This is a genomic window from Dyella sp. C9 (assembly GCF_003332825.1).
In the GTDB taxonomy this organism is placed as follows: domain Bacteria; phylum Pseudomonadota; class Gammaproteobacteria; order Xanthomonadales; family Rhodanobacteraceae; genus Dyella.
Map to the genome: position 1 here is coordinate 1 of NZ_QIRF01000020.1, position 21889 is coordinate 21889.

Sequence of the window (21889 nt, forward strand, 5' to 3'; positions counted from 1 at the left end):
GTACTGGGCACTGTAGCCGCCGGTGTAGATCTCCTGCTGGTCGATCGCGCCGTAGGGCAGGGTGATGCCGCCCAGGCCGCGCTGCGGGTCGGTGGTGTTGAAGCCGTTGATGTAATACGCGTTCTCGCTGGCCGCCGAGCCGCCGAAGCTCACCAGCGATTGCCCGGTGGGGCCGGTGTAGCCGCCGCTGTTGTTGGTGACGCCGGGAGCCAGCTGCGCGATGGCCTCCGCCGAGCGCGCCAGCGGCAGGCGGGCCAGCTCCTGCGCGGTGATGACGGTGCGCGAGTCGACGCTGGTGACGTCGATCTGGGGCGTGGCGTTGGCGGACACGCTGACCGCACCGAGGTTTTTGGCAGATGCGGTGTCGAACGAGACTTCGGTGCCGCTGCCCACGCGAAGGCTGACGTCGCTGCGCGTATCGACCACTTTCCCGTCGTGCAGCAGCGATATGGTGTAGGTGCCCAGCGGCAGTTCGGTGGCGTTGTAGCGGCCGCGGTCGTCGACCGTCACGGTACGGCTCAGGCCGGTGGTGCTCTTGATTTCCACGGTCTGGCCGCCGTTGGCGGGGACCTGTCCGAAGATGCTGCCGGTGGTGGACTGGGCAAAGGCCGGCAAGCTGCCCACGGTCATCAGGGTGGCGAGCGCCATGGCAATGGCGCGCGGCCGTAACGCAGTCTGGTTGTTCAAGTCTCGCCTCTCGAAGGATGCACGGTAAGGTGCTGGCACCGAGCGCATCCATGCGCATGCGGAAATCGTCGACTCCCGCACCGGCGGCAGCGTCTGGAGAAATGGATCCCCTGGTGCCGGGCATGGGGATGCCCGGCGCTCGACGGTGTGCCGGGCGCAAGCGCCCCGGCGTCGAGCCGTGTTGTTATGAAAACGCGAGATTTGAACGATTGAAAGGCTTTGCGAGATGAGCGTTTCTCATGTCAGTAGAACGCCCGGTTATAAGCCTTGTGCCAGTTGGCCTGACGCAGGTTCGTGCGCGCAAAAAAAAGCCCCGCGGCATCGCGCGGGGCGAGGCCACGGGGCTCTGTGCGGGGCGGATCAGGCCGCGACGCTTTCCTTCTGCTCCTGTTCCACCGGCAGGCGGATCAGGTAATCGAAGGCACTCAGCGAAGCCTTGGCGCCTTCGCCCATGGCAATAACGATCTGCTTGTACGGCACTGTGGTGACGTCGCCGGCGGCGAACACGCCCGGCACCGAGGTCTCGCCACGGACGTCCACTTCGATCTCGCCGCGCGGCGACAGCTGCAGCGTGCCCTTGAGCCACTCGGTGTTGGGCAGCAGGCCGATCTGCACGAATACTCCTTCCAGCGCCACCGTGCGGCTTTCGCCGCTGCTGCGGTCGGTGTAGCTCAGGCCCGTCACCTTCTGGCCGTCGCCCTGCACCTCGGTGGTCTGCGCGCTGACGATGATGTCCACGTTGGGCAGGCTGCGCAGCTTGCGCTGCAGTACCTCGTCGGCGCGCAGCTTGCTGTCGAACTCAAGCAGGGTGACGTGGCCCACGATGCCGGCCAGGTCGATCGCGGCCTCGACGCCGGAGTTGCCGCCGCCGATCACCGCCACGCGCTTGCCCTTGAACAGCGGGCCATCGCAATGCGGGCAGTAGGTCACGCCCTTGTTGCGGTATTCCTGCTCGCCGGGCACGTTCATGTTGCGCCAGCGGGCACCGGTGGAGAGGATCACGGTCTTCGCCTTGAGCGAGGCGCCGTTGGCCAGCACCACTTCATGCAGGCCGCCTTCGCGGTGAGCCGGGATCAGCTTCTCGGCGCGCTGCAGGTTCATCACGTCCACGTCGTATTCGTGCACGTGCTGCTCCAGCGACGCGGCCAGCTTGGGGCCTTCGGTGTAGGGCACGGAGATGAAGTTCTCGATCGCCATGGTGTCCAGCACCTGGCCGCCGAAGCGCTCGGCCGCCACGCCGGTGCGGATGCCCTTGCGGGCCGCATAGATGGCTGCAGCCGCGCCGGCCGGGCCGCCGCCGACCACCAGCACCTGGAACGGTGCCTTGGCCTTGATCTGCTCGGCCGCACGCGCGGAGGCGTTGCTGTCCAGGCGCGCGGCGATCTGCTCGATCTGCATGCGGCCGGTGTCGAACAGTTCGCCGTTGAGATACACGGTGGGCACCGACATCACCTGGCGCTCGTCGACCTCGTTCTGGAACAGTGCGCCGTCGATCGCCACATGCTTGATGTTGGGATTGAGCACGCTCATCAGGTTCAGCGCCTGCACGGTGTCCGGGCAGCTGTGGCAGGACAGCGACATGAAGGTCTCGAAGCGGAAGTCGCCATCGAGGCTGCGCACCTGGTCGATGACTTCCTGCGAAACCTTGGGCGGATGGCCACCCACCTGCAGCAGGGCCAGCACCAGCGAGGTGAACTCGTGGCCCATCGGGATGCCGGCGAAACGCACGCTGACATCGGTGCCGGTGCGATGGATGGCAAAGGACGGCTTGCGCGCGTCGTTGCCGTCCAGGCGCAGGGCGATCTTGTCCGACAGCGGCGCGATGTCTTCCAGCAGGCCCTTCAGCTCCTGCGATGACTCACCGGCGTCGAGGGAGGCCACCAGCTCGATCGGGTGGACGACCTTTTCGAGGTAAGCCTGCAACTGGGACTTCAGATCGGCATCCAACATGGTGACTCCATCGGTTTATTCGGGGTGAGCGCCACGGGCACCCGGTATGTTGGCCGGGCGTCTGCGCGCCTTGGTCTAGGGGGTAAAGCGGACCCGGCAGGACGCCGGGTCCAGGGCGGCCCGATGCAGCGGGCCGCAAGATGGTGAAGCGATGAACTTAGATCTTGCCAACCAGGCTGAGGGACGGCTTGAGGGTCTTCTCGCCTTCCTTCCACTTGGCCGGGCACACTTCACCCGGGTGGGACGCCACGTACTGGGCGGCCTTCACCTTGCGCAGCAGCTCCGACGCGTCGCGGCCGATGCCGTTGTCGTGGATTTCGCACAGCTTGATCTGGCCTTCCGGGTTGATCAGGAAGGTGCCGCGCAGGGCCAGGCCTTCTTCCTCGATCATCACGTCGAAGTTGCGGGTGATGGCGCCGGTCGGGTCGCCGATCATGGTGTAGTTGACCTTCTTGATCGCGTCCGAAGTGTCGTGCCACGCCTTGTGAGCGAAATGGGTGTCGGTCGACACGGCGTAGATCTCAACGCCCAGCTTCTGGAACTGCTCGTAATGGTCGGCCAGGTCTTCCAGCTCCGTCGGGCAGACGAAGGTGAAGTCGGCGGGGTAGAACACCACCACGGACCACTTGCCCTTCAGGGAGGCATCGGTCACTTCGACAAACTGGCCATTCTTGTAAGCCTGGGCCTTGAACGGTTTGATTTCGGTGTTGATCAACGACATCGTTGGTTTTTCCGTTGGTTGTGGTTGGTGAGGGGCAAAGCGTAAAGCTTTCATCTTGATAGGGCCAATTGATTGTTGGCATTGTGGCCATTGACTGTATCTATGATCCAGTCGGGGTGCGCGTATCGCGCTGATCTATCAGGGAAAGCTGTCCGGCCACTTGAAAATGGCGGCGCGACGCCGTTTTTCCAAGGCGGCTGCGACGTTTCGCCGGTCTCATGCCCGATGTGACGAAAGAGTTTACGACTCATATGCAAATGCGATACATTCGCATTTGCAGGGGCGCCGGAAGGCGCTCCGTCCCCACATCGGCCGCCAGCCGGGGCACCTCTCCCAGCCCCTTTGCCAGCTAGCCGCGTGAACTCCACGCTTGGCAAAGGAATGATTTTCCATGTTGCGTCCCACTCCGTTGGCCGCCGTCATCGGCGCGCTGCTGTCCCTCCCTGTCCTGGCCGCCGAACCGGCGGCTCCCGAAGCCTCCGCTGCCACCGATCTGCCCAGCGTGCAGGTCACCGCGCTGGCGCCCACCATCCAGCTGTCCACGCCCGGCACCGTGTCGGTGATCGATCGCGTGCAGATGGATCGCCACCTGGTACTCAATATCCGTGACCTGGTGCAGTACGAGCCGGGTGTGTCGGTGATCGGTACGGCCGGCCGCTTCGGGCTGGACAGCTTCAACATCCGCGGCTTGTCCGGCAACCGCACGCGCATCGAGATCGATGGCGTGTCCATGCCGGCCTCGTTCGGCGCCAATGTGGCGGGTGGCAGCTTCCGCGCCGGGCGCAACTTCATCGACCTGGACGAGATCAAGCAGACCGAGATCGTGCGTGGCCCGGTATCGGCGCTGTATCCGTCCGACGCGCTGGGTGGCGTGGTGAGCCTCACCACCAAGGACCCTGCCGATTACCTGCGTCCGGGGCATGGCGTCTACACCTCGCTCAAGGAGCAGTACGACAGCACCGACCGCAGCCTTACCTCCACGCTCACGCTGGCCGGTGGCGATGCGCACAACGGCGTGCTGTTCGTGGCGAACCACCGTGAAGGCCATGAAACGGACAACATGGGGGACGTGGGCGGCAGCGGTGCCACGCGCACGCGGCCGGATCCGCAGACTTACGGGCAGGACAGCTTCCTGGGCAAGTACGTGCATGCCGCCGACAGTGGGCGCACGGATCGCGTGATCGTGGATGGCTCGCAGACGCGCGTGCGCACCGACGCCCTGTCGAACATCACCTCCGCGGCCAAGTACTACAACTCGCAGGACGAGGATCGCCGCGTGCGGGTCAGCGTCGGGCAGTCGTACGCGCAGCTCAACAGCGCGCTGGCCGACACGCTGGACTGGAATGCGTACTGGCAGCAGAGCCGCACGCGCACCAACACCCAGACCGAGACCGCCACGGTGGCCCGCTTCTACGAGAGCCTGCCGCTGCAGGAGTCCGTCGCTGGCGGCAAGCTGGTGGCGGTGAAGCAACTGGGCGAGGGTTCGGCGGTCAGCCAGAACATCAGCTACGGCGTGGAGCTGTCGCGCACCGATGCCGAGTCCTATGCAGGCGGCTACGGCATCAACAAGAAGACCGGCGCCACCGGCAGCACCAAGGCCTTCCTGCCCGGCAATTATCCGTTGCACCTGATTCCCGACAGCACCACCGACCGCTATTCGGTGTTCGGCCAGGACGATATCGGCCTGCTCGACGGCCGCCTGACGGTTACGCCGGCATTGCGCGTGGATCGCTACGAATACAAGCCCGACGAGGACGCGCTGTATGCGGCCTACAACCCGGGCTACGTGCGCCAGAACTACGAAAAGACCCATGCGTCGCCGAAGCTGGGCGTGCTGTGGCGCTTCAACGACACGCTGAGCGCGTACGCCGATTACGCCTACGGTTTCCGTCCGCCGCTGTACAGCGAGATTGCCGGTGCGTGGAGCGAGCAGCCGATCCCGAGCATCAACATCGCCTATCTGCCGAACGACAAGCTCAAGGCGGAGACCAGTCGTGGCGCCGAGATCGGCCTGCGCGGCAAGGGCGACGCGGGCTGGTTCAATCTGGCGGCGTACTACAACCGCTATCGCAACTTCATCTGGTCCGGTTACGCCCTGAAGGCGTCGCAGGTGCCCGACTGGGTGCAGGTCAATCCGGGCATGAACCTGTTCTACCAGGCGGTCAACGCGCCCAAGGCCTATATCAAGGGTGTGGAAGCCAGTGGTGCACTGAGCCTGGGCCGCTTCAGCGACGCACTGCAGGGCTGGACGCTCAAGGGCAATGCCGCCGTGGCGACAGGGCGCCTGGTCCAGCCGGGCGACAGCGGCTACAGCCCGCTCAATACGGTGGACCCGGCCAAGCTGGTGCTGGGCATCAGCTACGACGCGTCGAACTGGGGCGCGGAACTGATCGGCACCGGCGTGCGGCGCCACCCGCAGCTGAGCGATCCCACCACGTTCCGTCCGCCGGGCTACGCCACCTTCGACCTGTACGCGCATTACACGCCGATCGAAAACCTCGAGCTGTACGCCGGCATCAGCAACCTCGGCGATCGCAAGTATTGGGACTGGGGCAACCTCAACAGCGGTGCGCTGGGCAACCTGATCAGCGGCAACGGCCTCAACGATGCCGGCACCGGCGGCATTCCGGCCGACCGCCTCACCATGCCCGGCCGCACCTTCAGTGTCGCCGCCAAGATCGCCTTCTGACGGGAGTTCCCCATGTACAACGAAACCTCTCAGGGCGCGACGCCTGCCCATTCGCTGCCCGAACTGCTGGATGCCTGGCGCCAGTTGCGCGAGAACGAGCCCGGGCTGCGCGCCCGCGACCTCGCGGCACGCCTGGGCGTGAGCGAGGCCGAGCTGGTGGCCAGCCGATGCGGTGATGGCGTGACTCGCCTGGAAGGGCCGTGGCCTGCCTTGGTCGAGGCCTTGCCCGAGCTGGGCCACGTCATGGTGCTGACCCGCAACGACAGCTGCGTGCACGAGAAGAAGGGCTGCTTCGACCATATCGAGATCCCCGGCATCATGGGGCTGGTGCTCAACGAGGCGATCGACCTGCGCCTGTTCCTCAAGCACTGGGTGTTCGGCTTCGCGGTCCGCGAGGAGTCGCGCGGGCGCTGGTTGCAGAGCCTGCAATTCTTCGATGGCGATGGCCGCGCGGTGCACAAGGTCTACCTCACCGAACAGAGCCGGCACGATGCGTGGGCGGGGCTGGTCGCGCGTTTCGCCGCGCCGGTGCAGTCGCCGTTGCTGGAACTGCTGCCGGTGGAGGATCCGCTGCCGCGGCGCCTGGACGATGGCCAGGTGGACGTGGACGCCCTGCGCGAGCGCTGGGGCCGTATGCGTGACCCGCATGATTTCTTTGCGCTGCTCAAGAAGCACAAGGTGACGCGCACGCAGGCGTTGCGGCTGGCCGGAGGCGATTACGCACGGCGCGTCGGCAACGATGCGATCCGCGTGGTGCTGGAGTCCGCGGCCGCGAGCGGGTTGCCGATCATGGTGTTCGTGGGGTCGCCGGGCGTGGTGCAGATCCATACCGGACCGGTACGCAACATCAAGCTGATGGGGCCGTGGCTCAACGTGCTGGACGAAGACTTCAACCTGCACCTGCGTGAGGACCACGTGGTGGAGAGCTGGGTGGTGCGCAAGCCGTCGCCGGAAGGTCACGTGACGTCGCTGGAGCTGTATGACGCCGCCGGCGGGCAGATCGTACAGGTGTTCGGCAAGCGTAAGCCGGGCGTGCCCGAGCTCACCGAGTGGCGCGCGCTGGCCGACGGGCTGCCCGGCCGGGAGACCGCCCATGCGTAAGCGACTGGCAAGCTCGATGTTGTCCTGCGTGCTGGCCCTGTTGCCGCTGGCAGCGTCGGCGGGCACCGCGCCGGCGCGTATGGTGGCCCTGGGGGGCGATATCACGGAAATCGTCTACGCGCTCGATGCGCAGCAGGGGCTGGTCGGCGTGGACAGTACCAGTCTGTGGCCAGCGGCCACGCGCCAGTTGCCGGATGTCGGCTACGTGCGCCAGCTTGCAGCCGAAGGCGTGTTGTCGTTGCGTCCGCAGCTGATCCTGGCTACGCATGATGCCGGCCCGCCCGCCGTCATCAGCCAGCTGCGCGATGCCGGCGTACGCATCGAGGTGATGCCGACCACGCGCACGCCGGCGGCGGTGGTGGCCAAGGTTCGCCAGGTGGGGCAGGTGCTCGGGCGCAAGCCTGCGGCCGATGCATTGGCCGGCAAGCTCGAAGTCGAGTACGCCGACCTCGCGCGTGCCGTGGCAGCGATGCCCAGGCACCCTCGCGTGCTGTTCCTGCTGTCCGCGGGCGCTGGCAGTCCCAAGGCGGCGGGGCAGGACACTGCTGCCGACAGCGCGATCGCCCTGGCGGGCGGCGTGAATGCGGCTGGCGCATTCACCGGCTACAAGGCCGTGTCGCCGGAGTCGCTGGCAGTCATGGCGCCCGATGTCATCGTGCTGATGCGTGAGCGTGCCGAGGAACTGGGCGGGGTCGATGGCGTGCTCAAGCTGCCGGGCGTGGCGCTTACGCCGGCGGGCAAGGCGCGTCGCGTCGAGCTGGTCGATGGCCAGGCGCTGCTGGGCTTTGGTCCGCGCAACGCCGAGCACGAGCTGGCGCTGCAACGCAGCTTCGTGGCGGCGCAGCCATGAATGTCGTGGCCCTGCCGCGCGGCGAGGGGCGTGCTCTTCATGGCCTTACCCTGGGCGGGCTGGTGTTGCTGTTGCTGCTGATGGCCATGGCGGGCCTCGCCAGCGGCGCCATGCCGCTGTCCTTCGTCGAGGTCGCCGGCGCGCTTTGGCGCTGGCTGACCGGCGCGGCGGCACAGGGTGATGATCAGGTGGTGCTGATGCTGCGACTGCCACGCGTGCTGATGGCGACGCTGGTGGGAGCCTCCCTGGCGTGCAGCGGCGCCACCATGCAGGGTCTGTTTCGCAACCCTCTGGTCGAGCCGGGCTTGATCGGTGTGTCCGCGGGTGCTGCGCTCGGGGCGATCGGGATGATCGTGCTGGGGGGCAGCGTGCTTTCTGCCGCACCGGCGGTGATGGGGTCGTTTGGCATCGCCGGTGCGGGTTTTTTGGGCGGACTCACCGCCACGATCGTGGTGTACCTGATCGGGCGTCGTCGGCCCGGCGTGGCTACCTTGTTGTTGGCCGGCGTGGCGATCAACGCCATCGCCATGGCCGGCGTGGGCGTGCTCACGTTCCTGGCCAACGAACACCAGCTGCGCGACCTCAGTTTCTGGACGCTGGGCAGCCTGGGCGGCACCGACTGGTCGAAGCTGGCCGCGGTAGCGCCGTTGATGTTGTTGCCGCTGTGCCTGTTGCCGCGTTATGCGGCGGCGCTCAACGCCTTGTTGCTGGGCGAGCGGGAAGCGGCCCTGCTGGGCTTTCGCACCGAACGCCTGCGCCGCCAGCTGATTGCCATCGCGGCGCTGGCCACCAGCGCTGCGGTGGCAATGTGCGGTGTGATCGGCTTCGTCGGCTTGCTGGTACCCCATGTGATCCGCATGGTGTGGGGCCCGGACCATCGATTGCTGCTGCCTGCGTCGGCCCTGGCAGGGGCTGCGTTGCTGATCGGCGCCGATGCGGTGGCGCGCGTGGTGGTAGCGCCGGCAGAGTTGCCCATTGGCGTGATCACGGCGTTGCTGGGCGGTCCGTTTTTCCTGTGGCTGCTGCTGCGGCTGCGTATCGGGGAAAGTGCATGAACCTCGCCGTGGACTGGCAGTCGTCACCGATGGAGCGTCACCTGCTGCAGGCGCGCGATGTCCATCTGAACTACGGTCGTCGGCAGGTGCTGCGCGCGGTGAGCCTGAGCGCACGGCCGGGACGTGTGTTGGCACTGCTGGGCCCCAATGGCGCTGGCAAGAGCAGTCTGCTCGGCGTGCTGGCGGGCTTGTGCAGGCCGTCGATGGGCGATGCGCTGCTCGACGGGCAGCCGCTGGCACGCTGGAAGCCGGCGGAGCTGGCGCGGCGGCGCGCGATGCTGTCGCAACAGGTGCGACTGGGCTTCGCTTTTCGTGCGGAGGAAGTGGTGATGCTGGGGCGCAGCCCCCATGGCGCGACCACGCCCGGCGCCGTGGATCGGCAAGTCGTCGAAACGACCATGCAGCTGACGCGTACCCGGCACCTGGCGGGACGCGACTATCTGGAACTCTCCGGCGGCGAGCAGCAGCGCGTGCAGCTAGCGCGGGTCCTGGCGCAGGTGTGGGACTGCCGCGCCGAGCCGGGATGGCTGTTGCTGGACGAGCCGGAGGCAGGGCTGGACATCGCCCACCAGCATGAACTGCTGGCGCTTGCGCGCCGCTTGGCGGGGCAGGGCTTTGGCGTCATCGCGGTGCTGCACGACCTCAATCTGGCGGCCCGCTATGCCGACGAAGTGGCCTTGCTGGCGCAGGGCCAGCTGCTGCGCCATGGCAGCGCCCACGAGGTGCTCGATCCGGCAATGCTCTCGCGCATCTACGGATTGCCGCTGGCGCGGATCGCCACGCCGGACGGCCGCTGGCTGATCGAACCGGCCTGACGCGCCGGACGGATACCCGCTTGCGCGACGCAGCAAGCCTAAACCGCAGCCGCGCGATAGAGTCCGCCGTGCGCGGTGCCGATGCAGGGCGCGCGTGGATCGTGGATGGGTACGACGGACGCGCCGTCGCGGCCCGCCACATTTTTTTGGATGCGAATTTAGATCGATCCATATCGCGGGATGCGGATCGGTGCGACGACATCGCCAGGCTGGGCGTTAAGGAGAGCGGCATGAGGCATCGATCACCGGCGGCGGCAAGGTCGGGCAGGGCGAATCACTCCAGGCTGGCGACGCCGGTGGTGGCATTGCTGCTGGCGTGCAGCCTGGGTGCCGCGGCGGCGGCCGGCCCGGAGGCTGCTTCGTCAACGGACACGATGACGGTGGCCGGCGCGCCTGCCTTCGCCAGTTCGTTCGAGCCGGGTGATCCCGGCTTGGCGGCTGCCAGCGGTGGCGATTGGCGCGTGGCGGTTGTGGCTGGCCCGGGCAGGGAGGAATCGCTCACCTCGCGACCCGGGGTCGGTTTCAGCGGCACGCACGCGCTGCGCTATGACGCGCAAGCCACCGGTGCGCGTGCCGCACGTCGGCTGACGCTGTTTACGCTGCATCGCCCTGTGATGGCGGGCACGCATCTGTCGTACCGGCTGTTTCCCGTGCAGACGGTGCCGCAGGGGGTAGCGCAGTACGTGGCCGTCGATCTCCTGTTCGCCGACGGTTCGCGCCTGTCCAGCCTGGGCGCGCACGACCAGTATCGGGTGCCCGCGGAGGCCCTTGCGCAGGGTGTCGGCCACGTGCTCTACGACAACCAGTGGAATGCGCTGGATATCGACGTCGGCGCGGCGGCTGCGGGCCGGACGGTGACGGCCATCGAACTGGTGGCGGACGCGCCCGGCGGCAGTCCGGCATTCCATGGCTATCTGGACGATGTGCGGCTTGGCGAAGTGGCGGCTACCGCGACGGACGCGCCGCCCAATGCATATGTCGACACGCGGCGTGGCAGTAACGCCAACGGGCATTTCTCCCGAGGCAATACCTTTCCCGCGGTCGCCATGCCGCATGGCTTCAATTTCTGGACACCCACCACGCGGGCGGGCTCGGACTGGATCTACCAATACCAGGAGCGCAACGACGCCGATAACCATCCGCGCATCGAGGCATTCGCGCTCAGCCACGAACCCAGTCCCTGGATGGGCGACCGGCAGACCTTCCAGGTGATGCCGGCTGCCGCGGCCAAGGGGGCGCCCGTGCTGGATCGTGACGCACGCGCCTTGCCCTTCGTGCATGAACACGAGACGGCGCGGGCCGATCTTTACCAGGTGCAGTTCGACAATGGCATGGTGGTGGCGATGACGCCCACCAGCCACGCCGCGATGATGCGCTTCAGCTTCGTCGGCGATCGCTCCCAGCTGGTGTTCGACAACCGTGACGACCGGGGTGGCATCACGCTCGATCCGGTGCATGCGAGTATCAGCGGGTGCTCCGATGTGGCCAGCCGCCTTTCGACCGGTGCTACGCGGCTGTTCTTCTATGCCCGCTTCGACCAGCCGGTGAGTGAAAGCGGCCGGATCACCGGGCAGGGGCGCGACCACGTGGCGGCGTGGTTCGGCTTCGATACGCACGCGCAGCGCACGGTCACCATGCGCATTGCCACTTCGCTGATCAGCGTGGAGCAGGCGCGGCGCAATCTCGAGCAGGAAATCGCGCCGGGTGACAGCTTCGAAACCGTGCAGGCGAGGGCGGCGGCAAGCTGGAACGCGCTGCTGGGCAGGGTCGAGATTCCGGGCGCAAGCGCGGCCGACAAGACGGTGCTGTATTCCAACCTCTACCGCTTGTTCCTGTATCCGAACGAGGCCTATGAGAACGTCGGCACCGCCGCGCAGCCCGACTACCGTTATGCCAGCCCGTTCTCGCCATCGACGACAGCGTCGACGCCCGTGCAGACCGGCGCGCGGGTGCTCCCGGGACGGCCTTACGTCAACAATGGCTTGTGGGATACCTACCGTACGGCCTGGCCGGCCTATGCGCTGCTGACGCCTACCCAGGCGGGCGAGATGATCGACGGCTTCGTGCAGCAGTACCGCGACGGCGGCTGGATCGCACGCTGGTCGTCACCCGGCTATGCCGACCTGATGGTCGGCACCAGTGCCGACGTGGCCTTTGCCGATGCCTGGAACAAGGGCGTGCGCAATTTCGACGTGCGCTCGTTCTACCAGGCCGCACTGAAGGACGCGACAGTGGTAAGCGACGTGCCCGGTGCGGGGCGCAAGGGGCTGCAGCGCTCGGTATTCCAGGGCTATGTGGATACCGGCACCGACGAAGGGCTGTCGTGGTCGATGGCGGGTTATCTCAACGATTTCGGGCTGGCGCAGCTCGCGCGCGGCTTGGCGCAGTCGCACGACGCCAGCGATCCGTATGCCGGGCATTACGCCGAGGATGCGCGATATTTCGAGTCGCGCGCCCTGGGCTATGTCCATCTGTTTGACCCATCCACGGGATTCTTCGTGGGGCGTCGCGCCGACGGAAACTGGCGCATCGATGCAGCCCATTTCGACCCGTTTTCCTGGGGTGGCGACTACACCGAGACGAACGCATGGAACATGGCGTTCGAGGGCGTGCAGGACGCACAGGGCCTGGCCAACCTTTATGGCGGCCGCGCGGCGCTGGCGCGCAAGCTCGATGCGTTCTTCGATGCGGGCACCGATTTCCACGTGGGCACCTACGGCGATCCCATCCACGAGATGCTGGAGGCGCGCGAAGTACGCATGGGGCAGTACGGCCACAGCAACCAGCCTTCGCACCACATCCTGTACCTGTACGACCTGGTCGGCCAGCCGTGGAAGACGCAGGACAAGGTACGTGATGCACTGACGCGCCTCTACATGGGGAGCGATATCGGGCAGGGCTATCCCGGCGACGAGGACAATGGCGAGATGTCGGCCTGGTGGGTATTCAGCGCAGCCGGTTTCTACCCGCTGCGCATGGGTACGCCCACCTATGCCATCGGTGCGCCGTACTTCCCGCGCATGCTGATCCACCTGGAGAACGGTCGCACCATCGATATCCGCGCCCCGGCAGTGAGTGATCGCAATCGCTACATCCAGCGCGTGCTGCTCAATGGCCGTCCATATGAACGAAGCTGGCTCGCGCACGCCGACCTGGCGCAAGGTGCCACGCTGGAGTTCGAGATGGGGCCGGCGCCATCGAGCTGGGCAAGCGCGGGCAACGCCGGGCTGCCCTCGTTGACGCAGGGTTCGCACGCGCCGCAGCCCTTGCTCGACCTGGCGGATGCCGCGCAGGGCGAAGTTTCGGTTGATGGCGATCCGGCCGCCGCGAAGTCGCTCAGCGACAATACCTCCGACACTGAAGCGACGCTGCCGGGCGCGTCGCCGGCCGTGCAGGTTCGGTTCCCGCACGCGCAGGAGGTGCAGATGTATACGCTGACATCGATGGCGCGCGGCGGTTCCGATCCGGGTGCATGGACATTGCAAGGTTCACAGGACGGCGTGCATTGGGTCGTGCTGGATCGTAGGCACGATGAGCGTTTCGGGTGGCGACGCCAGACTCGGGTGTTCGCGGTCGCCCATCCCGCGCCGTTCCGCTACTACCGCTGGCAGGCGGATGTCTCCCCGTCCAACGGCGTGGGCCTGGCTGAAATCGAATGGCTGGGCGTGCCGCGTTGAATCCGGTTGGACGAGGCGTCATCGCCTCGCCCGGCTAGCAGGCGGCATGTGAGACGTGCGTGATTTTGTGTGCCTGCTCGGCGCTGCGCTTTTGCGCGCGGGCAAGGATTGACTTCGACCCGTTGAAACTTGTACCTAGGCATTGCAGGTCGCACTTCGAGGCCTCAGCCAGGTTCGCCCGAGAGGATGCCTGGCCGCTTGCGTGACATCTCTTCACTCTGAAACGGTGGCTGTGATGGTGGCATTGGCGACGGAGTACGTGATCGACGTTCATCACTGGAACGACAGCCTCTTCAGTTTTCGCACCACGCGTGACCCAGGCTTCAGGTTCGATAGCGGACATTTCGTGATGTTGGGCCTGGAAGTCGAGGGCAAGCCGCTGCTGCGGGCTTACTCGATCGCCAGCGCAAACTACGAGGAGCACCTCGAATTCGTCAGCATCAAGGTGCCCGACGGGCCGCTGACTTCCCGCCTGCAGCACCTCAAGCCGGGCGATCCGATCATGGTCAGCCGCAAGCCCACCGGTACCCTGGTGCTCAACGACCTGCGGCCGGGCAGGCATCTCTACCTGTTGGGCACAGGGACCGGGCTCGCGCCGTTCCTGAGCATCGTGCGCGATCCGGAAACCTACGAGCGCTTCGATCGCATCGTGCTCGCCCACGGCGTGCGGCGGACCAGTGACCTGGTATTCGCCCAGTACATCGAGCAGGAGTTGCCCCGGCATGATTACCTGGGGGAACTGGTGCGCGAAAAGCTGTTCTATTACCCCAGTGTGACCCGCGAGCCGTTCCGTAATCGAGGGCGGCTCACCGACGCGATCGTGGAAGGCCTTATGAGCGAGGCGGCCGGCTTGCCCCCGCTCAATCCGCAGGCCGACCGCGTGATGCTGTGCGGCAGTCCGGCCATGCTGGAAGACACCGGCGCGCTGCTGGACGGGCGTGGCTTCCAGATCTCGCCGCGCACGCGCGAACCCGGCGATTACGTAGTGGAACGCGCGTTTGTTGAAAGGTAGGCGGAGGCAAGCGCGGGGCAGTATGGTGGTCGTACGGAACGCATGTTCAGCTGGTCGTTTGCGGCAGGTGTGCTGCTATAGTCCAGTCGAAAGCGACGACACGACGACGTTGCCGTACCCAGCCACGGTTGGCGCACGTGCTTAGCCAAAACGACTAGATAGAGACTCCGGCCCCGAGGAGAATCCGTCGTGTACGATTTGCTTGGAACTGTCGATTCACCGGCCGATTTGCGCAAACTGGATGTGGCCTCGCTGCATCTGCTGGCGGGTGAGTTGCGCGCGTTCATCCTGGAAAGCGTTTCCCGCACCGGCGGCCACCTGTCCTCCAACCTGGGCAGCGTCGAGCTGACCATTGCGCTGCACTACGTGTTCAACACGCCGTATGACCGGCTGGTGTGGGATGTGGGACACCAGTCGTATCCGCACAAGATCCTTACCGGTCGTCGCGAGGGCATGGGCGGCATCCGGCAATTCGGCGGCATATCGGGCTTTCCGCGTCGCAGCGAATCGGAGTACGACACCTTCGGTACCGCGCATTCGAGTACGTCCATTTCCGCCGCGCTGGGCATGGCGCATGCGGCGCGCATGCAGGGCGATGGGCGGCACAGCATTGCGGTGATCGGCGATGGCGCGCTGAGTGCAGGCATGGCCTTCGAGGCGATGAACAACGCCGGCATCGCCGAGGATCTGCCGTTGCTGGTGATACTCAACGACAACGACATGTCGATTTCACCGCCGGTGGGCGCGCTGCGCCATTGTTTCGGGCGATTGATCGCCAGCCGGTTCTCGCCTCAGGCGCGGCCCGGCACGAATTATGCGGCGCGTCCGTTGCCGCTGGTGAGCCATCTTGCCCGGCGCATGGAGGCGCAGCTGAAGGGCGAGCCGGTGTCGGCTACGCTGTTCGAGGAATTCGGCTTCAACTACACCGGCCCGATCGATGGCCACGACCTCGATGTACTGGTGCCCGTGCTGCAGAGCCTGCGTCAGCTCAAGGGGCCGCAGTTCCTGCACGTGGTGACCCAGAAGGGTCATGGCTACAAGCTGGCCGAGGCCGACCCGATCCAATACCACGGTCCCGGGAAGTTCGATCCGGCGGTGGGGCTGGTGTCGGTCAAGCCGGCCCGGAAGAATTACGTCCAGGTGTTTTCCGATTGGCTGTGCGACGAGGCGGAACGTGACGCGCGCATCGTCGCGATCACCCCCGCCATGCGCGAGGGTTCCGGCCTGGTGGCCTTCGAGCAGCGCTTTCCGGATCGCTACTTCGACGTGGCCATCGCCGAGCAGCATGCGGTGACCTTTGCCGCCGGCCTGGCCACCGAAGGGCTGCGGCCGGTGGTGGCGATCTATTCGACCTTCCTGCAGCGCGGCTATGACCAGCTGATCCACGACGTGGCGTTGCAGAACCTGCCGGTGACCTTTGCCATCGATCGCGCAGGCATCGTCGGCGCGGATGGCGCCACCCACATGGGGGCGTTCGATCTGGCCTATCTGCGCTGCGTGCCGAACATGGTGGTGATGGCTGCCTCCGACGAGAATGAGTGCCGCCAGATGCTGCATACCGCGGTGGCGCACGAAGGGCCCGCGGCAGTGCGCTATCCACGCGGTACGGGCCCCGGCGTGGCGACAGTGGATGAGCTGACCGCCTTGCCGCTCGGCAAGGGAGAGCTGCGCCGCCAGGGGGCGCGGTTGCCTGGACAGCGAGTGGCCATTCTTGCCTTCGGCACGATGGTGTGGCCTGGCCTCGCCGCGGCCGAGGCGCTGGACGCGACGGTCGCGAACATGCGCTTCATCAAGCCGCTGGACGAGTCGCTGGTGCGGCAACTGGCGCAGACGCATGATGTGCTGGTGACGGTGGAGGAGGGTTGCCTGCGGGGCGGTGCGGGTTCCGCCTGCCTCGAATGCCTCGCTGACGCGGATATCCGCATCCCGGTGTTGCGCCTGGGCTTGCCTGATGAATTCATCGAGCATGGCGACCCGGCCGTGTTGCTCAATCAGCACGGGCTCGATGCCGACGGCATCCGCGCCTCGATCCTGCGCTTTCTCGAACGCACCTGTGGTGGCCAGTCGGTGGCGGCTACCGGTGCGCTGGCCACCCGGGAGGTGCGTTCGTTATGAAGGTGATCCTTGCCCAGCCCCGGGGCTTCTGTGCCGGCGTGGTGCGCGCCATCGAAATCGTCGAACGAGCGCTGCAGCGGTTTGGCGCGCCGGTCTACGTGCATCACGAGATCGTGCACAACCGCCATGTCGTGGAGGATCTGCGCGGCAAGGGGGCGATTTTCGTCGAGGACCTGAGTGAGGTGCCCGAGGGTGCCCATGCCATCTTCAGCGCGCACGGCGTAGGACGCTCGGTCGAGGCTGCCGCGGCCCGGCGGGGGTTGCAGGTGCTGGATGCCACCTGTCCGCTGGTGAGCAAGGTGCATGGGCAGGGGCGCCGCCATGCCGCCGAAGGACGTACGGTGGTGTTGATCGGCCATGCGGGGCATCCGGAGGTGGTTGGCACGCTGGACCAGATACCCGGCAAGGTGGTGCTCGTGCAGAGCGTAGATGAGGCGGAGGTGCTGGATCTTCCGGCGGATGCGCCGCTCGCCTACGTTTCGCAGACCACGCTCAGTGTGGACGACACGCGACGGATCATCGACGTGCTGCGCCGCCGTTTCAGCCAGTTGGTGGGGCCAAGCGTGGGTGACATCTGCTACGCCACCCAGAATCGCCAGAACGCGGTGCGCGAGCTGCTAGCGCGCGTGGATCTGGTGCTGGTGGTGGGGTCGCCGCACAGTTCCAATTCGCGCCGCCTGCAGGAGATCGCCGCGGAATCGGGTTGCCCCAGCTACCTGTTGGCCGACGGCAGCGAGCTGCGCCCGGAATGGCTGCACGGCCGGTCGGCGATCGGCCTCACCGCCGGTGCCTCGGCGCCGGAGGCTTCAGTGGAGGACGTGATCGCTGCGCTGCGGCGCCTGGGGCCCATGCAACTGGAAACCATGGATGGTCGCAGCGAGCGGGCGGTATTTCCATTGCCGGTGGTGCTGGAGAGCGTGGCATGAGCGACACGCGCCAGCGCCTGGCGATACTGGGGTCCACCGGCTCCATCGGTACCAGCACGCTGGACGTGGTGGCGCGGCATCCGGATCGCTTCGCGGTGTTTGCGCTGACCGCGCATCGCAGCGTGGACCGGCTCTATGATCAGTGCGTGGCCTTCCGGCCCGCCGTTGCGGTGGTGGGTGGTCCGGACGATGCGGCCTCGCTGCAGCAACGCCTGAGAGCGGCCGGACTGGCCACCGAGGTGTGGCATGGGCCTGCCGCCCTGTGCGCGGTGGTGCGCGCAGCCGAATGCGATACCGTCGTTGCTGCCATCGTGGGGGCGGCGGGGCTTGCTTCGTCGCTGGCCGCGGCGGAGGCGGGGCGTCGCATCCTGCTGGCCAACAAGGAGGCACTGGTGATGTCCGGCGCGCTGTTCATGCGCACCGTGGCCGCGCATGGCGCGACGCTGCTGCCGCTGGACAGCGAGCACAACGCGATCTTCCAGTGCCTGGCCAACGGCTCCGCCCGCGGTGCGGGCGTGGAGCGACTGATCCTCACCGCTTCCGGTGGGCCATTCCTGCACCGCGCACTGGACAGCCTGCATGAGGTCACCCCGGACGAGGCCTGCGCCCATCCCAACTGGGTCATGGGCCGCAAGATCTCGGTCGATTCGGCCACCATGATGAACAAGGCGCTGGAGGTGATCGAGGCGCGCTGGCTGTTCGACATGGCGCCGGAGCGGATCGAGGTGGTGATCCATCCTCAGAGCGTGATCCACTCCATGGTGGCCTATGCCGACCAGTCGGTGCTCGCGCAGCTGGGCAATCCAGACATGCGCACGCCGATCGCGCACGCGCTGGCCTATCCCGCACGCATCGATTCGGGGGTGGCGCCGCTGGATCTCGCGCGCATGTCCAGCCTGAGCTTCGAGACGCCGGATCTCGCGCGCTTTCCTTGCCTGCGGCTTGGGCTCGACGTGCTGCGTTCGGGTTGCGCCGCCAGTGTCACGCTGAATGCCGCCAATGAAGTCGCGGTCGATGCCTTCCTGCGTGGCAGGTTGCGCTTCACGGCCATTGGCCAGGTAGTGGAAGAGGTGCTGCAGCGCCTGCCGGCGACGGCGGCGGCGCATCTGGACGATATCCTCGCGGCTGATGCGCTCGCGCGCTGCGCCGCGGAACAGGTCATTCAACGCCTGCCAGTGCCTGGCGCACGCCAGGCGGCGGTCCATTAGGAGATATTCGTGAGCGAAGCCATCCCGTTGTGGTCAGCATCGTCGGTAGCCGCGTCACCGCCGGAGCCGCTGGACAGCTGGATGCCACGCATCATGGAGCGTACCGAGCGTGCGCTGGAGCGTTGCCTGCCCGGAGTGGAGGCGGTGCCGGCGACCCTGCACGAGGCCATGCGCTACGCGACCCTTGGCGGCGGCAAGCGCCTGCGCGCGCTGCTGTGCCATGCCGCCGGTGAGCTGGTGGATGCGGATCCGGCAGTGCTGGATGGTGCGGCGAGCGCCATCGAGATGATCCATGCGTATTCGCTGGTGCATGACGATTTGCCGGCGATGGACAACGACCTGCTGCGGCGCGGCCAGCCCACCGTGCACGTGCGCTACGGTGAGGCGGTGGCGATCCTGGTCGGTGATGGGCTGCAGGCACAGGCGTTCGTGGTGATCGGGAGTCTGGCGGCCCCGGCTGCGCAGCGCGTGAGCCTGTTGCAGGAGTTGGCGCATGCCAGCAGTTCGCTGGGGCTGGTGGGTGGGCAGGCGATCGACCTGGCCAGCGTGGGGGTGGCATTGCCACGCGAGGAGCTGGAACGCATGCATCGCATGAAGACCGGTGCCTTGCTGCGCGCAGCGGTGTTCATGGGGGCTCACTGCGGGTCGACGCCACTGGATACCGGACTGCGGCTCGCGCTGGACGAATACCAGCGCTCGGTGGGCCTCGCCTTCCAGGTGGTGGACGACGTGCTGGATGTCACCACCGACGCCGCCACGCTGGGCAAGACCCCCGGCAAGGACGCGCAGGACCATAAGCCGACCTACGTGTCGCTGCTGGGTCTGGACGCCTCGCGTGCACTCGCTGAGCAGCTGTGCGAGCGGGCTCGCGCGGCAGTGGCGCCGCTGGGGGCGCGCGCGGCGCACCTCGATGCACTTGCCGACATGGTGGTGCACCGCGTCCGCTGAGGTGGTGGCGGCTGGAGCCCATTCGCGATTTCCAGGTGGAGGTCGCGGGCAGTCGCTCAGGCTTCGCGGTACCAGAGCAGGATCACGCCGATCAGCATGAAGCACAGCGGCCACACATAGCCGGCGATGCGCCCGCCGCGGCCGGGCAGGCGCAACTCCAGCCAGCGTGCCCAGCCCGCGGCAACGCCGGCCAGCGCCAGCGGAGTGTGCGTCAGCTCGATCAGCATCTGGTCCTTGACGTTGGAAATCTGGTGGCTGTGGGTGAGCAGCATTCCGCCGCCGATGGCGACCAGCAGCGGAAACACCAAGGCCGCGCGCGGGCTGCGCAACCGTCCGGTTCGAACCGCCCATTCGAACGCGCCGAACAGGATGATCAGCAGCACGAAGAAGCGGTGCTGCGTCACCTCCACGTCGCGCCATGCGGCCCACCAGCCTTCCTGGCCAAGCGGCCATACCTCCGGGTCGGAGCGCACCAGCAGGAAGCCGGCCATCAGCAGGAACAGCAATGGCCAGTGCCTGGCCCATCCCACGCCTGCGCGGCTGAGCAGGGCAAGCAGGCCGATCAGCAGGACGAAGATGCCGGCCCAGTGGTGGTTGTACTCGGACCACGCGATGTCCTCCGCATTGCGTGGCGGCAACACGCCCGAGCCCGGCACGGTGGCGGCCTGCACCGCCTGGTGAGTGCGCTGCGCCTCTTGGTCCAGTTGCGTCTGCAGTTGGGAGATCGCCAGCGTATCGTGGTCGGGTGAGCTGAGCCGGGGCCATGCCGGTGCGTTGCGGACGGCAATCTCGTGCAGGCTGACGCGGTCCACGGTGAGGTCGATGGCCGGCGGCACCGAGGTGAGCGAGGCGGCGGCAAAGAAAATGGTGAAGCCGATGCCGATCTCCACTTCGGCGAAGCGGCGCATGCGCAATACCTGCGCCGTTTCACCCCTGCGCAGGCGTTCGGTCACGCGGAAGTTGCCGAAGCCCAGGGCCAGCAGGGCGAGGAACATGGCGATCTTGGCGCCCACCATGACGCCGTAGGCGGTGCCGTAGAAGCCCTGCGCGTCGCCGATGTAGAACACGCACATGGTCACGCCGGAAAGCAGGATGCAGGCCACGCCCGCCATCGAGATGCGCGAAAAGCGCGTGCCGACCTGGCGCAGCCCTTGCGGATCGTCCAGGTAGTGCAGCACCAGCACGAAGCTGGGAATCGCACCGACCCAGATCGCGGCGCCAAACTGGTGCAGCCCTTCGATCAGCATCAGCAGGGTGTTGTCGCCCAGGCGTGCATAGGCGTGCGTGGTCATGGTGGCTGCGGCCAGTTCGAGCAGTGCCAACAGCACCAAGGCCAGTCGAGCGATCGGTTGGTCGAGTACGCGCGGATGCAGGCCGGCCAGGATGAGCAGTGCACACAGCATCTTCGCCGCGCCCGACAGGGCAAACGATGCCTGCAGTACGTTGCCCAGCGGCAGGTCCACCGTAGCCATCAATACGGAAACCTGCAGTGCAGTGGTGGCCAGTTCGGCAAGGATCAGGCCTGCCGCGCTCCAGCGGGCAAGGCGCAGTACGCGCCGGAGCAACTGCTCGCCCTGGGCTAGCTGATTGCGCAACGGATACAGCAGCAATATCACGAAGAACAGCCCACCCAGCATCATCGACTGGGCGACAATTACCAGCCCATGCAGGATGACGCTGAGATAGCCGAAAAGATCGACAAGCAGGCTCACGGAATCACCCGTCGGTCAGCGGTGGAAGGCTTGCCTCGAGGGCGTGCTCAGGGCGTGGCCGCGGTGACCGTGAAGGGCAGGTCGCCACGCGTGATGTGGCCATCGAGCGCCAGTGCCTGCCAGTGGATGACATAGCTGCCAGGCTTGAGTTCGGCCACGCTGTCCAGCTCATTGGGCTTGCTGGCGTCGACGCTGACCTGCAGTGTCGTGTCGTTGTGGCCGGGACCCGAGAGCACCAGCTTGGAGCGCCCCTGGTCGATCTTGCTGTTGTACTTGAGCGTGAGTGCCAGCTTGCCTGCCGGCACGCTGCCACTGGCCTTGGGTGAGCTGTCGACCAGGATTGCGTGGGCACTGGCGCCCAGGCTGGCCAGGGTGATCGCGGCGGCGAAGGCGGCGGTGGCAAGACGACGAAAAAGACGCATG

At 66.6% G+C, this 21889-nt stretch carries 16 protein-coding genes; 11 read left to right on the plus strand and 5 right to left on the minus strand.

The features are described 5' to 3' along the window. From DVU99_RS17495 to ahpC, 3 genes are all read right to left on the minus strand, one after another. Positions 1 to 648, minus strand: a 648-nt coding sequence (locus DVU99_RS17495) for a TonB-dependent receptor plug domain-containing protein (protein ID WP_198670380.1), incomplete at its 3' end; no start/stop codon positions are given. A gap of 399 nt (positions 649 to 1047) precedes the next feature. Then, positions 1048 to 2637, minus strand: coding sequence for an alkyl hydroperoxide reductase subunit F (ahpF, locus tag DVU99_RS17500; RefSeq protein WP_114241521.1), 1590 nt, complete (start codon positions 2635 to 2637; stop codon positions 1048 to 1050). A 157-nt stretch (positions 2638 to 2794) separates the two neighbouring features. Continuing rightward, complete coding sequence (gene ahpC / locus DVU99_RS17505) at positions 2795 to 3358, minus strand: alkyl hydroperoxide reductase subunit C (RefSeq protein ID WP_114241522.1); 564 nt, start codon at positions 3356 to 3358, stop codon at positions 2795 to 2797. A 391-nt stretch (positions 3359 to 3749) separates the two neighbouring features. Here ahpC and DVU99_RS17510 point away from each other — a divergent pair, with 391 nt between their 5' ends. The 11 genes from DVU99_RS17510 to DVU99_RS17560 all read left to right on the plus strand — a co-directional run bounded on the left by DVU99_RS17510 (position 3750) and on the right by DVU99_RS17560 (position 19754). Further along, the gene (locus DVU99_RS17510; protein ID WP_114241523.1) at positions 3750 to 6047 is read left to right on the plus strand and encodes a TonB-dependent hemoglobin/transferrin/lactoferrin family receptor; all 2298 of its coding nucleotides are present in this window, start codon (positions 3750 to 3752) and stop codon (positions 6045 to 6047) included. A 12-nt stretch (positions 6048 to 6059) separates the two neighbouring features. Then, on the plus strand, positions 6060 to 7148 hold the full coding sequence (locus DVU99_RS17515) for a hemin-degrading factor (RefSeq protein WP_114241524.1): 1089 nt from the start codon (positions 6060 to 6062) through the stop codon (positions 7146 to 7148). Continuing rightward, entirely contained in the window at positions 7141 to 7998 is an 858-nt protein-coding gene (locus tag DVU99_RS17520) for a hemin ABC transporter substrate-binding protein (protein ID WP_114241525.1), read from the plus strand. Before DVU99_RS17515 ends, DVU99_RS17520 begins: the two co-directional genes overlap by 8 nt. Further along, complete coding sequence (locus DVU99_RS17525; protein WP_114241526.1) at positions 7995 to 9053, plus strand: iron ABC transporter permease; 1059 nt, start codon at positions 7995 to 7997, stop codon at positions 9051 to 9053. Before DVU99_RS17520 ends, DVU99_RS17525 begins: the two co-directional genes overlap by 4 nt. Continuing rightward, a complete protein-coding gene (locus tag DVU99_RS17530) occupies positions 9050 to 9868 on the plus strand; it encodes a heme ABC transporter ATP-binding protein (protein ID WP_198670370.1) in 819 nt (272 codons plus the stop codon). Before DVU99_RS17525 ends, DVU99_RS17530 begins: the two co-directional genes overlap by 4 nt. A 230-nt stretch (positions 9869 to 10098) precedes the next feature. Further along, positions 10099 to 13545, plus strand: coding sequence for a GH92 family glycosyl hydrolase (locus DVU99_RS17535; RefSeq protein ID WP_232823645.1), 3447 nt, complete (start codon positions 10099 to 10101; stop codon positions 13543 to 13545). A 235-nt stretch (positions 13546 to 13780) separates the two neighbouring features. Next, positions 13781 to 14557 (plus strand): ferredoxin--NADP reductase, encoded by a 777-nt coding sequence (locus tag DVU99_RS17540; RefSeq protein ID WP_114241527.1) that lies wholly within the window; start codon positions 13781 to 13783, stop codon positions 14555 to 14557. A gap of 189 nt (positions 14558 to 14746) precedes the next feature. Next, positions 14747 to 16672 carry a 1-deoxy-D-xylulose-5-phosphate synthase gene (dxs, locus tag DVU99_RS17545; protein ID WP_114241528.1) on the plus strand — a complete coding sequence of 642 codons (1926 nt, stop codon included), beginning with the start codon at positions 14747 to 14749 and terminating at the stop codon, positions 16670 to 16672. Next, on the plus strand, positions 16669 to 17598 hold the full coding sequence (gene ispH, locus DVU99_RS17550) for a 4-hydroxy-3-methylbut-2-enyl diphosphate reductase (protein WP_114241529.1): 930 nt from the start codon (positions 16669 to 16671) through the stop codon (positions 17596 to 17598). Before dxs ends, ispH begins: the two co-directional genes overlap by 4 nt. Beyond that, entirely contained in the window at positions 17595 to 18806 is a 1212-nt protein-coding gene (ispC, locus tag DVU99_RS17555; protein ID WP_114241530.1) for a 1-deoxy-D-xylulose-5-phosphate reductoisomerase, read from the plus strand. The genes ispH and ispC overlap by 4 nt, the downstream gene beginning before the upstream one ends. A 9-nt stretch (positions 18807 to 18815) precedes the next feature. Next, the gene (locus DVU99_RS17560; RefSeq protein WP_198670371.1) at positions 18816 to 19754 is read left to right on the plus strand and encodes a polyprenyl synthetase family protein; all 939 of its coding nucleotides are present in this window, start codon (positions 18816 to 18818) and stop codon (positions 19752 to 19754) included. A gap of 56 nt (positions 19755 to 19810) precedes the next feature. Here DVU99_RS17560 and DVU99_RS17565 read toward each other — a convergent pair whose 3' ends face one another. Then, positions 19811 to 21466: a copper resistance D family protein gene (locus tag DVU99_RS17565; RefSeq protein WP_114241532.1), complete on the minus strand. Its 1656-nt coding sequence runs from the start codon at positions 21464 to 21466 to the stop codon at positions 19811 to 19813. A 47-nt stretch (positions 21467 to 21513) separates the two neighbouring features. After that, a complete protein-coding gene (locus DVU99_RS17570) occupies positions 21514 to 21888 on the minus strand; it encodes a copper resistance CopC family protein (RefSeq protein WP_114241533.1) in 375 nt (124 codons plus the stop codon). Position 21889: the final 1 nt, after the last annotated feature.

What these genes read in the sequence shown, in the direction of transcription:
- DVU99_RS17520 (WP_114241525.1), top strand. Translation starts at nt 7,141, where the DNA reads ATGCGTAAGCGACTGGCAAGCTCGATGTTGTCCTGCGTGCTGGCCCTG.
- DVU99_RS17535 (WP_232823645.1), top strand. Translation starts at nt 10,099, where the DNA reads ATGAGGCATCGATCACCGGCGGCGGCAAGGTCGGGCAGGGCGAATCAC.
- DVU99_RS17510 (WP_114241523.1), top strand. Translation starts at nt 3,750, where the DNA reads ATGTTGCGTCCCACTCCGTTGGCCGCCGTCATCGGCGCGCTGCTGTCC.
- DVU99_RS17515 (WP_114241524.1), top strand. Translation starts at nt 6,060, where the DNA reads ATGTACAACGAAACCTCTCAGGGCGCGACGCCTGCCCATTCGCTGCCC.
- ispC (WP_114241530.1), top strand. Translation starts at nt 17,595, where the DNA reads ATGAGCGACACGCGCCAGCGCCTGGCGATACTGGGGTCCACCGGCTCC.
- DVU99_RS17540 (WP_114241527.1), top strand. Translation starts at nt 13,781, where the DNA reads ATGGTGGCATTGGCGACGGAGTACGTGATCGACGTTCATCACTGGAAC.
- ispH (WP_114241529.1), top strand. Translation starts at nt 16,669, where the DNA reads ATGAAGGTGATCCTTGCCCAGCCCCGGGGCTTCTGTGCCGGCGTGGTG.
- ahpF (WP_114241521.1), bottom strand. Translation starts at nt 2,637, where the DNA reads ATGTTGGATGCCGATCTGAAGTCCCAGTTGCAGGCTTACCTCGAAAAG.
- DVU99_RS17530 (WP_198670370.1), top strand. Translation starts at nt 9,050, where the DNA reads ATGAACCTCGCCGTGGACTGGCAGTCGTCACCGATGGAGCGTCACCTG.
- DVU99_RS17525 (WP_114241526.1), top strand. Translation starts at nt 7,995, where the DNA reads ATGAATGTCGTGGCCCTGCCGCGCGGCGAGGGGCGTGCTCTTCATGGC.
- DVU99_RS17570 (WP_114241533.1), bottom strand. Translation starts at nt 21,888, where the DNA reads ATGCGTCTTTTTCGTCGTCTTGCCACCGCCGCCTTCGCCGCCGCGATC.
- ahpC (WP_114241522.1), bottom strand. Translation starts at nt 3,358, where the DNA reads ATGTCGTTGATCAACACCGAAATCAAACCGTTCAAGGCCCAGGCTTAC.